Below are 13340 nucleotides of genomic sequence, written 5' to 3'. Positions count from 1 at the left end.
CCCCGGTCCCCGTCCCCGGTCCCCGTCCCCGGTCCCCGTCCCCGGTCCCCGTCCCCGGTCCCCGTCCCCGGTCCCCGTCCCCGGTCCCCGTCCCCGGTCCCCGTCCCCCGGTTGGGGAGGACGGGGAGGTAGTTTCGGTCCCCTTAAGCGACTGGTGTTGGGTCGTGTTCCGGGGACCAGGGTGCTTCTGGGCCGTTGGCTTGCTGTTGTTCGGCGTCTGGTCCCCGCTGTCCGATCGGTCCGTTGGCGGACTGGTCCCCGCTGGCTGCTTCCGGTCCCTGCGTGGTGGTCGTGTTCGGTCCTGGGACGGTCCCCGATGCTTACGGCGGTCGTTCCCGGGACCGGTCCCCACTGTGGCTGGGGACCGGTCCCCGCTCTGCCGTGTTCGGTCCCCGAGGGGGCTCGGAGCTTGTCGCGGCTTGCTGGGAAGCGGAGCGTTCCGCGCGGAACGGGTGGTTCACCCGGGGGTGCGGCGTCGGCGGTCGGGGCCGGTGAGGATGACGCGTTCGGTCATTTCGGCGAGGCGGGAGGCGACGCGGTCACCGAGAGTGGCGCGGAGGTCGTCGGTGGGAAGGTTGGTGGTGATGAGGGTGGGGAGCAGGTGTTCGTAGCGGTGGTTGATGAGCCGGTAGGTCAGGTCCTCGGTCCACTCGCTGGACTTGGCCGCGCCGAGGTCGTCCAGGAGCAGCAGCGGGGAGCGGGCCAGTGCCTGCATCTCGCGCTCGGTGTCATGGCCAGCGCGGGGGCGCAGGCGGGCGTGGAGGTCGGCGCTGGTGATGGCTTCCCAGCGCAGCCGGACGCCCCGGGAGAGGAGGGCGCGGATGGCGCCGTATGCCTGGTGGGTCTTGCCGGTGCCGGTGGGCCCGACGATCAGCAGGGAGCCGCCCTCGGCGATGCCGGGTGCGCCGGCCGGGCCGGGGCGCCCTGCTCGGGCGATCCGGTCGGCCCAGGCGGTGATCTGAGGGTGGTCGGCGAGCGCCCCGCGGTAGCGGGCGGGCATGCGGGTGTCGGCCAGCTCCAGGGCGGTGACCGGTTCGTCGGGCGGGGCCACCACCGTGGCTGCCGGGTCGATGCCGCGGGCGGTGAGGAGCGTTTCAAGGCGGGCTGCGACGGCACCGATGGCCTGCGGTGGGCGTCTGCGGCTGCCAGTGGCGGTGTTCAGAGCTGTCCTCCGTAGGCCGAGGCGGTGTCGGCGGGGTTGGTCCACGCCTGGCGTGGGGTGCTGTGCGAGGGGCCTGCGTTCATGACGTCGTTGACCAGGCTGGGCAGCAGGCTGACGTCCAGCCCCTTGATCCGCTGTCGGGTCAGCGCGGCGCGGACATCGTCGGTATCCATACCGTCGGCGAGCAGGGCGCGGACCTGACGCTCGAGGCGGGTCAGGAAGGCGGAGGGCGGCTTCTTGGCGCACACATCGACGTACTCGCTGATGAGGACCTCGGCCGAGGCGGGCGCGGGAGTGGGAGCGGGGACGCTCCCGCTCCCCGATCCAGATCCTAGATCCATGATCCTAGGTCCTAGATCCGGACCGTGAGGGCTCACGGTTCCCTCCGTGAGCCCTCCGTGAGTCGACGATGAGGACTCACCACATCCCGTCTGACCTGCGGCTTCCTCGGCGGGCGGGCCTGCCGTGCCGCCCTGAGTGCTCATGGAGTGCTCCGTGAGACCTCCGTCCGTCCTCGGTGCGGGCCTACGGGCGAGATCGTGGTGCGGGCAGTCGGGATGGCGTACGCCGCTGGGCCGGTTGATCTTCTGGTGGCGGGCGAAGGTGACGATGTGCAGGTACCGCTTGCCGTCGCCGCCCTGGTAGCGGCAGATCAGGCCGGCGTCGTGGAGCTGGGTGAGGTCTTCCTCGACGCCGAGGGGGCCGTGGTCGGAACGCAGCGACCACAGCAGGCCGGCGATGACCGCGGCTTGGTCGCGGAACCGGCCGTGGTCATCGGCCTGCGTGAGCAGCCCGAAGAAGGTCCGCTCGGCGGAGAGGGACACCATCGCCAGCGACTCGGAGGAGAACGCTTCGGGCTTGATGGTGCGGATACGGGCGATGTCGATCGACCACCTTCGTCGCGATGTGGAATGCTTCCCGGCATCGTGCCGGGGCGTGTGGACAACACAGCCACACCCACGGCGCATAAGTCCAGAGTTGGTTCTAAAACTCTGTACTACTCGCGCCCGGGGCCGGAAAACCATAACCTCGAAACAGTGGCCGGAAACAGGGGTCGGATTCCGACCCCTCCCGTGCATCGCTCACGGCAGACACCGAACCGCTTCCCCCGCTCGGGAAAGCAAGCTACAACACACCAATGCCGCCACGTCCTCTCGAAATCGGCCCCGCCGGACAAGCCGCCGCACAGGCCATAGCGCGCCTGCGCGCCACCCGCGGCTACTCGCAGCGCCGGCTCGCCGACCGCGTCACCGACCTTGGTCGGCCTCTCACCTTCACCCAGCTTTCGCGTATCGAACGCCAGGTCAGACGCTGCGACGTCGACGACCTCACGGCCATCGCCGCCGCCCTCGGAGTGGCCCCGCAGGCACTCCTTGGTCATGCCGACGCACCCCTCTAAGGCGGAAGCGGCGGAATATAGCCGACGATCGCCGGTTGGCCAAACCGGCGATCCTTCGGACCATTAAGCACCCCCGGCAGTCACGCCTTTCCGGTTCGGGCGCACAATCACGACGTCTTAGGAGGTATTTCCGAGAGGCCGCACCGGAACACACGCGAGCGTGACTGCGCCTCCACAGGAAGTTGGCCATGTCTGCTGATTCGTCTCCTACTCCGCCTGTTTCCCTGCCCGCTCCTCAAGCTTCCTCCTTTCTCACGGTGAAACACGCTGCGGAATACCTCGGCCTGTCGCCGCACACCCTTTACGTCTGGCGTCACAGGCGACAGGGGCCGCCCAGTTTTCGTATGGGAGCCCGGGGACGCGTCATGTACCGCCGGAAGGCCCTCGACACCTGGATCCGTGAGCAGGAGCGCGCCGACTCCCGCTCCAACCCCGCGTTGAGCCCCCTTGCCGCACCGCTCCGGCACAAGACCGGCCGCGTCGCCGACGCCTGACACATCCAAGGCCACGAGGCAGCAGGCATCCGCTGCCCATCTCCTGCGAGGAGTTCCCCTGCCTGGTTACATCGAAGACCGCTGGTTGAAGAAGCGACCCAACCCGACCACGGGCAAGCGCGAACGAACGGCCCTGTACGGCAAGTCGACCCGCTACCGGGTCAAGGGGATCCCGGGGGTCAAGGACCGCTCTTTCCACGCCCTTCAGGATGCCAAGACGTGGCTCGCACAGGCCCAGACAGACGCGAGCCGAGGAGAGTTCGTCGATCCGCGCGACGGAACCATGATCTTGCGGGAGTACATCTCCACCCGCTGGTGGCCTACCCAGAGCGGCGATCCGTCCACTCTGGAGCGCATCGAACAGCGAGTCCGCCGGCACATCGTGCCCCACCTCGGCGCACTGCCCCTCAACAGTGTCGGGACGGAGGTCCTGCGGGGGTGGAAGAAGCGGCTGGAGAGCGACCTCGGTCCCACCTCCATCCGCCTCGTATGGGCGACGCTCTCCAGCATCCTGCAGGCAGCCGTCGAGGATCGTCGACTGGGACGCAATCCCTGTCGGGCCAGCACCGTTCGTCCTCCGGCGGCCGCTCCCGGGCGGGTCGAAGCGTGGCCGCCCGAGCGCGTACTCGCCGTGCGTGTGGCGCTGCCGGAGCGGTACCGGATCCTCGTGGAGATCGGTGCCGGGCTCGGGCTCCGGCAGGGCGAGGCGCTCGGCCTGGCCAAGGAGGACTTCGACTTCGACCAGGGGGTTGTCGAGGTGCGGCGGCAGGTCAAGATGGTACGGACGAAGCTGTGCTTCGCCCTGCCCAAGGGACGGAAGGTCCGTGACGTGCCGTTGCCTCCGAGCGTCGCCAAGGCGATCTGGCGGCACATCGATCTCTTCGCGCCCGTGCCGGTCACTCTGCCGTGGGATGACCCGAGGCCGCCGCAGACCGCCGTGGAGACCAAGCACCGTCGGCCGAGGACGTACCACCTCTTGGCGGCCGGACGCGAGCGGAAGGCGGTCAACCGGAACTACTTCAACTCCTACGTCTGGAAGCCCGCTCTCGCCGAGGCCGGCGTCATCGCGCCGCTGCGGGAGAACGCTCCGGACGGAGCGCGTGTCTGGGAGCCCTCCCGGGAACACGGCTATCACGCCCTGCGCCACTTCTACGCCTCCGAGCAGCTGGAGGCCGGCGAGTCCGTCGTGTCTCTCGCCCAGTGGCTCGGTCACTCGGACCCGGGGTTCACGCTCCGAAAGTACGCGCACTTCCTGCCCCGCGCGGGCGCCCGGGGCAGCGCCGCCATCGACGCGGTCTTCTCGTAGCGCCGCAGCGGCGGCGTGATGTCCGGCGGCCGGAGCGGACACGACGCCCCGGCGCGGTCGCCACAGTCCCAAAGTCCCAGAGAAGTCCCACGGGTGCCGCAGCACCCCCTCCGATCCGGCGTTTCAGCTGGTCAGATGGGGTGCGGCGGCACCTTCGCCTCAGATGTCCCTGAAGATCTCGATCTGCGCGCCCACCGAGTTGAGCCGTTCCGCCAGGTCCTCGTACCCCCGGTTGATGACATAGACGTTGCGCAGTACGGACGTGCCCTCCGCCGCCATCATCGCCAGCAGCACGACCACCGCCGGACGCAGCGCGGGCGGGCACATCATCTCGGCGGCGCGCCAGCGCGTCGGGCCCTCCACCAGGACGCGGTGGGGGTCGAGGAGTTGGAGACGCCCCCCGAGACGGTTGAGGTCCGTGAGGTAGATGGCGCGGTTGTCGTAGACCCAGTCGTGGATCAGCGTCTGGCCCTGGGCGACCGCCGCGATGGCCGCGAAGAACGGCACGTTGTCGATGTTCAGGCCGGGGAACGGCATCGGGTGGATCTTGTCGATCGGCGCCTCCAGCTTCGACGGCCGTACGGTCAGATCCACCAGCCGCGTACGGGCGTTGTCGGCGCAGTACTCGGCCGAGCGGTCGTGGTCGAGGCCCATCTCCTCCAGCACCGCCAGCTCGATCTCCAGGAACTCGATCGGGACGCGCCGGATCGTGAGCTGGGACTCGGTGACGACGGCGGCGGCGATCAGGCTCATCGCCTCGACCGGGTCCTCGGAAGGGGAGTAGTCCACGTCCACGTCGATGGAGGGCACGCCGTGGACGGTCAGTGTGGTCGTGCCGATGCCGTCGATCCGTACGCCCAGTGCCTCCAGGAAGAAGCAGAGGTCCTGGACCATGTAGTTGGACGAGGCGTTGCGGATGACGGTCGCGCCGTCGTGCCGGGCCGCGGCCAGCAGGGCGTTCTCGGTGACGGTGTCCCCGCGCTCGGTCAGCACGATCGGCCGGTCCGGCGACACGGCGTGGTCGACCTGGGCGTGGTAGAGACCCTCGGTCGCCGCGATGTCGAGGCCGAAGCGGCGCAGCGCGATCATGTGCGGCTCGATGGTGCGCGTGCCGAGGTCGCAACCGCCCGCGTACGGCAGCCGGAAGGTGTCCATCCGGTGCAGCAGCGGCCCGAGGAACATGATGATGGAGCGGGTGCGGCGGGCCGCCTCCGCGTCGATGGCCTCCAGGTCCAGCACGGCGGGCGGCACGATCTCCAGGTCCACACCGTCGTTGATCCAGCGGGTGCGGACGCCGATGGAGTTCAGCACCTCCAGCAGCCGGAAGACCTCCTCGATGCGCGCCACGCGGCGCAGCACCGTACGCCCCTTGTTGAGCAGTGAGCCGCAGAGCAGCGCCACACACGCGTTCTTGCTCGTCTTGACGTCGATGGCCCCGGAGAGCCGGCGACCGCCGACGACCCGCAGATGCATCGGTCCGGCGTACCCGAGCGAGACGATCTCGCTGTCGAGCGCCTCGCCGATGCGCGCGATCATCTCAAGGCTGATGTTCTGGTTGCCGCGCTCGATGCGATTCACGGCGCTCTGGCTCGTGGCCAATGCGTCGGCGAGTTGGCTCTGGGTCCATCCCCGGTGTTGCCGGGCGTCACGGATGAGCTTGCCGATGCGTACGAGGTAATCGTCTGCCATGGCGACAGGTTATCTCACATGTGAGATAAGTGCCGTGCTGGGGTGGGCTGTCGGGGTGTCGCGCCCCCGCGGTCCCGGTGCGTCGCGCCCTCCGGCCGCCGCCGGCCCATCATGCGCCCGGCCGGGCGGGGCGGCCACCCGGGCGCGGCCGTTCGGGGCGTCGCACGGCGCGCCCGGCGGGTTGGTGCGCGGGTGGGTCGTGGCGGGGGCGCCGGGCGCGCGGCCGGTGTCCGGGCCCACTGTTCCGGTACGTGGTCCTGGCCCGGCGGGCAAGGGGGTCTCTGCCCATGTCCGGCTCAACGCCGGCGCCGCTCGGCGAGGTGCTTCAGGTTCAGCAACTGCCGTCGAGCCATGATCAGATCGCCGACCGGCAGGCCGAGGGCCGCCCGGCGGCTGGTTTGCATGACGACCTTGAGCGGCAGGCGCGTCGTATCGTGATCCTGGGGCACGAGGACGTAGGACATGAAGGCGCCCGTCAGTTGATTCCCCGGTTCGACCGAGGCGATCCGGCCCAGTGCGCGCCCGCCGGCGGTAGTGAACTTTTCGCCGACCTGGGGGTCCGGAATGCCTACCAGCTCGCGAGGTGAGCGGCGGCCAAGGTTGTCGATCCAGTCGTACGAGCAGGGCGCGAGCCTCACTTGTGCGACCCACGGCCACACCTCTTCGGCAGGCGCCTCGACGCCCACGCCCCGCCACGCCTGCAGCGCGGGTGAGGTGACGAAGTCATCGCACGGGTAGGAGCGCAGGATCTCGCTGTCGGATACACCCCAACGGTCACCGATCACGCATCCATTCTCCACCGGCCCCCCCCGTCGGCGATGGGAGCGGTCGGCCGGACCGGGGCATGACCCGGCGGCGGTCATGTACTAGAGTTATCTCGACATCGAGATATCCGCCCAAGGCGTACCGCGGCCGCCCAATCGGTAAGGGTTACCTAACTAAGTCTTACCTTAGCGGATCGGTGAGGAGCCGTGGCGGCAGCATGACGTAGTACGTGCACATTGATGAAGGAGACTGTCGTGTCGGCGAACAGCTTCGACGCCCGCAGCACGCTGCGCGTGGGTGACGAGTCGTACGAGATCTTCCGGCTGGACAAGGTCGAGGGCTCCGCGCGCCTCCCTTACAGCCTGAAGGTGCTGCTGGAGAACCTGCTCCGCACCGAGGACGGCGCGAACATCACCGCCGACCACATCCGTTCCGTCGGTTCCTGGGACTCCCAGGCGCAGCCGAGCCAGGAGATCCAGTTCACGCCGGCCCGCGTGATCATGCAGGACTTCACCGGTGTGCCCTGTGTGGTGGACCTCGCCACCATGCGCGAGGCCGTGAAGGAGCTGGGCGGCGACCCGGCGAAGATCAACCCGCTGGCGCCGGCCGAGATGGTCATCGACCACTCCGTGATCGCCGACAAGTTCGGCACGCGCGAGGCGTTCGCGCAGAACGTCGAGCTGGAGTACGGCCGCAACCGCGAGCGCTACCAGTTCCTGCGCTGGGGCCAGACCGCCTTCGACGAGTTCAAGGTCGTCCCGCCGGGCACCGGCATCGTGCACCAGGTCAACATCGAGCACCTGGCCCGTACGGTCATGGTCCGTAACGGCCAGGCGTACCCCGACACCCTCGTCGGCACCGACTCGCACACCACCATGGTCAACGGCCTGGGTGTGCTGGGCTGGGGCGTCGGCGGCATCGAGGCCGAGGCCGCGATGCTCGGCCAGCCCGTGTCGATGCTCATCCCGCGTGTCGTCGGCTTCAAGCTGACCGGCGAGCTGCCGGCCGGCACCACCGCCACCGACCTGGTCCTCACGATCACCGAGATGCTGCGCAAGCACGGCGTCGTCGGCAAGTTCGTCGAGTTCTACGGCGAGGGCGTCGCCGCGACATCCCTCGCCAACCGCGCCACCATCGGCAACATGTCGCCGGAGTTCGGCTCCACCGCCGCGATCTTCCCGATCGACGACGAGACGCTGAAGTACCTGCGCCTGACCGGCCGTGACGAGCAGCAGGTCGCCCTCGTCGAGGCGTACGCGAAGGAGCAGGGCCTCTGGCTCGACCCGGCCGCCGAGCCCGACTTCTCGGAGAAGCTGGAGCTGGACCTCTCCACGGTCGTCCCCTCCATCGCCGGCCCGAAGCGCCCGCAGGACCGCATCATCCTGGCCGAGGCCAAGGCGAAGTTCGCCGAGGACGTGCGCAACTACGTCTCCGACGACGAGGAGGCGGGCAAGGAGTCCTTCCCGGCCTCCGACGCCCCGGCCTCCGCCAACGGGGTGCCGACGCGCCCGACGCTGGTCACGGCCCCGGACGGCTCGACGTACGAGATCGACCACGGCGCCGTCACCGTCGCCGCGATCACCTCCTGCACCAACACGTCGAACCCGTACGTGATGGTCGCCGCCGCGCTGGTCGCGAAGAAGGCGGTCGAGAAGGGCCTGAGCCGCAAGCCGTGGGTCAAGACGACCCTCGCCCCGGGCTCGAAGGTCGTCACCGACTACTTCGACAAGGCGGGTCTGACCCCGTACCTCGACAAGGTCGGCTTCAACCTCGTCGGCTACGGCTGCACCACCTGCATCGGCAACTCGGGCCCGCTGCCCGAGGAGGTCTCCAAGGCGGTCAACGAGCACGACCTGGCGGTCACCTCGGTGCTCTCCGGCAACCGTAACTTCGAGGGCCGGATCAACCCCGACGTCAAGATGAACTACCTGGCGTCCCCGCCGCTGGTCGTCGCGTACGCCATCGCGGGCTCCATGAAGGTGGACATCACCAAGGACGCCCTGGGCACCGACCAGGACGGCAAGCCCGTCTACCTCCAGGACATCTGGCCCACCGAGGCCGAGGTCAACGACGTCGTGGCCAACGCCATCGGTGAGGACATGTTCAGCAAGTCCTACCAGGACGTGTTCGCGGGCGACGCGCAGTGGCAGGCGCTGTCGATCCCCACCGGCAACACCTTCGAGTGGGACCCGCAGTCCACCTACGTCCGCAAGCCCCCGTACTTCGAGGGAATGACGATGGAGACCACGCCGGTCTCCGACATCAGCGGCGCGCGGGTCCTGGCCAAGCTGGGCGACTCGGTCACCACCGACCACATCTCCCCGGCGGGCGCGATCAAGGCCGACACCCCGGCCGGCGCGTACCTGACGGAGCACGGCGTCGAGCGCCGCGACTTCAACTCGTACGGGTCCCGGCGCGGCAACCACGAGGTCATGATCCGCGGCACGTTCGCCAACATCCGCCTGCGCAACCAGATCGCGCCGGGCACGGAGGGCGGCTACACCCGCGACTTCACCGTGGACGGAGCCCCGGTCTCCTTCATCTACGACGCCTCGCGCAACTACATCGACCAGGGCATCCCGCTGGTCGTCCTCGCCGGCAAGGAGTACGGCTCCGGCTCGTCCCGCGACTGGGCCGCCAAGGGCACCGCGCTGCTCGGCGTGAAGGCCGTCATCGCCGAGTCGTACGAGCGCATCCACCGCTCGAACCTCATCGGCATGGGCGTTCTCCCGCTCCAGTACCCGGAGGGCGCCTCGGCGCAGTCCCTGGGCCTGACGGGCGAGGAGTCCTTCTCCTTCACCGGCGTCACGGAGCTGAACGACGGCACCACCCCGCGCACGGTCAAGGTGACGACGGACACCGGTGTGGAGTTCGACGCGGTGGTCCGCATCGACACCCCGGGTGAGGCGGACTACTACCGCAACGGCGGCATCATGCAGTACGTGCTGCGCAGCCTGATCCGCAAGTAGCGCTCACGGCGCCCGCCGATCACATGGCCGAGGGCCGTGTCCCGTACGTTCGTGTACGGGGCACGGCCCTCGGCGCGTGCCACCGCCCTCCCGGTCCGGCCGACGTCCCCGCGTTCCAGTTGCGGGGGGAACGTGTTGGCGAGAACCTGACCCAGTCGTACGTTGCTCTGCGTAACCGCCCGCATATACAATGGGTGGCAGTTGCGCACTCAACCAATTCGTCGCGGAGGTAAGCGTGGAACGTGCCTGGGAGGCCGACCCATCCGCCTTATTCGCCCACCGGCTGGGCAAGTCGGCAAAAGAACTCGGGAATTCCGACGGTTCGGATGAATGCCCGGACATCTGGCAGCTCGACAACGGTGACATTGCCGTGATCGGCAGGGACCTCACCTCTCATTACGCTCGGCGACTTCCGGTGGGTGTGGCTCTGGCCGCGGACGAGCGGCTGGTCGTCATTCCCGGGAACATGCTCAGCGCGGCGAAACCGGACATCGCCGATGCTTGACCTGCGTGCACCGATTCTCCTCCCCGAACTGGGTGAGAGGCTCGTACGAGAGGTTTACAAGCGGGAATTCCGGGAGCGGGATGCGGCGATTCACGACCGGGACTCGTGGAAGCTGGAGCGCCGGCAGCACTTCGAGGAGCAGGGCAGCCCCAGCCGTGACGCGCTCTCGCGGGGGGATTGGGCGGAATCGCTGCGGCTCATGGAAGAGCGGCGCGAGAAACTTCTCGCCGCCGTCCGGGAGGACGAGCGTCGTAACTCCCTGTTCCACCGGGTACGGGTGGTCGAGCAGCCGCCGACGCCGTATCTGCAGTGGGAACTGAACTCTCTGAGGCAGCAGGCGCAATGCGGAATGCGGGTCCGCGTGGTCGATGCCGGACTGGTGGCCCCCTCGGAGAGCGGTGGCCTTCTTCCCGAGTTGGTCATCCTCGGCGGGGACGTGCTGTACCGGGTTCTCTACACCGATGCGGGCGTCCCGAACGGCGCGATCCGCTATACCGACCCCGACATCATCGGATGCTGGGAAAGTTACATCAGGGAACTCTACCGGGTGGGTGAGGATGTGAGGAACTACTTCGATCGCGAGGTGGCCCACCTGCCCCCTCCGACGATGAAGGCGGATTAGGCGATCAACGAGTCCAGAAACGGCGAGAACTACTCGGGCAGGTCCCGGAACGACCTGTCCGGGAACTCCCGTGATGTCGTACAAGCCGGAAACGTGACCGGAGGAATTCACTTCCATGGCCACGGCCCGCGGGGCGAGGGAGGCACCATGAACCCCACACCACGACAACTCCCCGCCGACGTCAGACAATTCGTCAACCGCACGGACGAACTCGACCAGCTGAACGCAGTGCTGGCCGACGACGACGGCCATCCGCTGGTCATCTCGGTCTGCGTCATCGCGGGTACCGCCGGCGCGGGCAAGACCTCGCTCGCGCTGCACTGGGCCCATCAGGTCCAGGACCGCTTCCCCGACGGGCAGCTTTACGTCAATCTGCGCGGTTACGACCCCGGGGAGCCGGTGACCGCCCAGGAGGCACTGCACCGGTTCCTGCCCGCCATGGGCGTGCCTTCCGGGGCGTTGCCCCAGGACCCCGATGCCGCCGCCGCTCTGTACCGGTCGTTACTGGCTGATCGCCGGATGCTGATCGTCCTTGACAACGCTGCCACGGTCGCCCAGGTCCGTCCCCTGCTGCCCGGCAGCAAGGACTGCCTGGTGGTCGTGACCAGCCGGAGCCGGCTCGCCGGTCTCGCTGTCCGGGACGGAGCGCGCCGGCTGACGCTCGGCACCCTGCCTCAGCCGGAGGCCGTTGCCCTGCTGCGCACCGTCACCGCCGGGTACCGGCCGCAGGACGACATCGGAAAGCTCACCGAACTGGCCGGGCTCTGCGCCCAGCTGCCGTTGGCCTTGCGTATCGCGGCCGAACGCGCCGCGAGCCACCCGCACATGCGGCTGGACGACCTGATCGCCGACCTGCGGGACGAGAGCGCCCTGTGGGACGCCCTCAGCACCGGGGACGACGAGGAAGCCGAAGCGGTCCGCACGGTCTTCGCCTGGTCCTACCGCGCCCTGCCCGACCAGGCCGCACGGTTGTTCCGGTTACTTGGCTTGCACCCCGGCCCCGAGTTCGGCCTTGACGCCGCCGCCGCTCTCGCCGCCCTGACGGCCGGCCGCACCAGGCAGCTGCTGGACTCGCTGGTCGGTGCTCATCTGCTCGAACAGACCGCGCCCGACCGTTACCAGTTCCACGATCTGCTGCGCGCCTACGCCACCGACCAGGCTCAGCACGAGGAGGCTCCCGTGGAGCGCGAAGCCGCGTTCCACCGCGTCCTGGACTGGTATCTGCACACCGCCGACGCGGCGCAGAGCTGGATCAGCCCCGCGGCGCCCCATCTGGCCCTCGCCGCGCCGATGGAGGGGGTACGGCCCCTGGGCTTTCCGGACTACGACGCCGCCGTCGACTGGGCGGAGCGGGACCACACCAATATGCTTCAGGCGGTGCGCTCCGCCGCCGCCATCGGACCTGACCGGCTGGTCTGGCAGCTCTCCACCGTCCTGGCGAACGCGTTTTTCCCCTCGGCTCCCGCCGCGGACCGGCTGGCTGTCGGCCGTCTCGGCCTTGAGGCGGCGCACCGGGCGGGCGACCGCGACGCGGAAGCCGGACTGCTCACCGAGATGGGCATGAGCTACACCCGGATCAACCGCCTCGCCGAGAGCCACGAGAGCCACCGCCGTGCCCTGCTGATCCGGCGCGAGCTGGGGGACCGCCTCGGCGAGGCCCATGCGCTCAACCTGATCGGTCTCGTCCATCTCCGCAACCGCCAACTGACGCAGGCCGCCGACCACTTCGAGCAGGCCATTGCCGTCTTCCATGAACAGGACTCCGCCCACTGGGCGGCCACCGTACTCTCCAACCTTGCCAGCACCCACTACCGGGCCGGTCGGCTGCCGGAGGCCGCCGCCGTCACCCGGCAGGCGCTGGAGGCCCACCGATCCCTGGAGAACCAGCGGGGCGAGGGCAACATCCTGCGCCTCCTGAGCCAGATCGAACGCGAGCAGGGGGAGACGGAGCAGGCCCTCGGCTCCGCCCGGGCCGCCGTCGACATCGCCCTCGCGCTGCGCGACCACCGGCTGGAGGGGTACTGGCTGCTGCCGCTGGGCGACGCCCAGCGCGCGAGCGGCGCCCTGGCGGACGCCCTGGAGTCGTACCAGCGCTCCGCCACGCTCCAGCGCCGACTCGGCAACCGCAGCAGGGAAGCCCAGGCATGGCACGGCGCGGCCCTCACGTACAGTCGGCTCGACCGGGACGAGGAGGCCGCGCACTTCCACCGGCTGGCCGCCACGGCCCACCGGGAGCTGGGCGACACCTGGGACGAGGCGCAGGCCTTGGACGGGCTCGCGGCCACCCGGCTCGGCGACGATCCGGCGGCGGCGGTGAACCACTGGACCGAGGCGCTGCGACTCCTCGACGGCTACGACGACCCCCGGGCGGCGGCCCTGCGGGATCGTGTCGAGCGCGATCTGGCGGCGGCCCGTCAGGCGTGACCCGC

General features: G+C 69.2%; 11 protein-coding genes. 7 read left to right on the top strand and 4 right to left on the bottom strand.

Translation table 11 applies throughout. The features are described 5' to 3' along the window. Window positions 1-457 precede the first annotated feature (457 nt). Window positions 458-1051, bottom strand: a complete 594-nt coding sequence (locus AB0P17_RS22395; RefSeq protein ID WP_365813514.1) for an ATP-binding protein — start codon at window positions 1049-1051, stop codon at window positions 458-460. 107 nt (window positions 1052-1158) lie between these two features. Continuing rightward, a complete protein-coding gene (locus AB0P17_RS22390) occupies window positions 1159-2043 on the bottom strand; it encodes a hypothetical protein (RefSeq protein ID WP_365813609.1) in 885 nt (294 codons plus the stop codon). Window positions 2044-2300: 257 nt separating this feature from the next. Between AB0P17_RS22390 and AB0P17_RS22385 the strand changes: the two genes are divergently transcribed. From AB0P17_RS22385 to AB0P17_RS22375, 3 genes are all read left to right on the top strand, one after another. Beyond that, window positions 2301-2561 (top strand): helix-turn-helix transcriptional regulator, encoded by a 261-nt coding sequence (locus AB0P17_RS22385; protein WP_365813512.1) that lies wholly within the window; start codon window positions 2301-2303, stop codon window positions 2559-2561. 188 nt (window positions 2562-2749) lie between these two features. Next, on the top strand, window positions 2750-3055 hold the full coding sequence (locus tag AB0P17_RS22380; protein WP_365813509.1) for a helix-turn-helix domain-containing protein: 306 nt from the start codon (window positions 2750-2752) through the stop codon (window positions 3053-3055). Window positions 3056-3140: 85 nt separating this feature from the next. Continuing rightward, window positions 3141-4361: a tyrosine-type recombinase/integrase gene (locus tag AB0P17_RS22375; protein ID WP_365813507.1), complete on the top strand. Its 1221-nt coding sequence runs from the start codon at window positions 3141-3143 to the stop codon at window positions 4359-4361. 159 nt (window positions 4362-4520) lie between these two features. Here AB0P17_RS22375 and AB0P17_RS22370 read toward each other — a convergent pair whose 3' ends face one another. Continuing rightward, the gene (locus AB0P17_RS22370; RefSeq protein ID WP_365813505.1) at window positions 4521-6050 is read right to left on the bottom strand and encodes a UDP-N-acetylglucosamine 1-carboxyvinyltransferase; all 1530 of its coding nucleotides are present in this window, start codon (window positions 6048-6050) and stop codon (window positions 4521-4523) included. A 296-nt stretch (window positions 6051-6346) separates the two neighbouring features. Continuing rightward, window positions 6347-6835 carry a hypothetical protein gene (locus tag AB0P17_RS22365; protein WP_365813503.1) on the bottom strand — a complete coding sequence of 163 codons (489 nt, stop codon included), beginning with the start codon at window positions 6833-6835 and terminating at the stop codon, window positions 6347-6349. A gap of 234 nt (window positions 6836-7069) precedes the next feature. Between AB0P17_RS22365 and acnA the strand changes: the two genes are divergently transcribed. From acnA to AB0P17_RS22345, 4 genes are all read left to right on the top strand, one after another. Further along, entirely contained in the window at window positions 7070-9784 is a 2715-nt protein-coding gene (acnA, locus tag AB0P17_RS22360; protein WP_365813501.1) for an aconitate hydratase AcnA, read from the top strand. Between the two features lie 235 nt (window positions 9785-10019). Beyond that, complete coding sequence (locus AB0P17_RS22355) at window positions 10020-10289, top strand: hypothetical protein (RefSeq protein ID WP_365813499.1); 270 nt, start codon at window positions 10020-10022, stop codon at window positions 10287-10289. After that, window positions 10282-10911 (top strand): DUF6879 family protein, encoded by a 630-nt coding sequence (locus tag AB0P17_RS22350; protein ID WP_365813497.1) that lies wholly within the window; start codon window positions 10282-10284, stop codon window positions 10909-10911. Before AB0P17_RS22355 ends, AB0P17_RS22350 begins: the two co-directional genes overlap by 8 nt. 147 nt (window positions 10912-11058) lie before the next feature. Further along, the gene (locus tag AB0P17_RS22345) at window positions 11059-13335 is read left to right on the top strand and encodes a tetratricopeptide repeat protein (RefSeq protein ID WP_365813495.1); all 2277 of its coding nucleotides are present in this window, start codon (window positions 11059-11061) and stop codon (window positions 13333-13335) included. Window positions 13336-13340 lie beyond the last annotated feature (5 nt).

Source organism: Streptomyces sp. NPDC088124, from assembly GCF_040685895.1.
In the GTDB taxonomy this organism is placed as follows: domain Bacteria; phylum Actinomycetota; class Actinomycetes; order Streptomycetales; family Streptomycetaceae; genus Streptomyces.
Note: the sequence above shows the minus strand (reverse complement) of the source record. Positions and strands in the feature narration are given on the sequence as shown.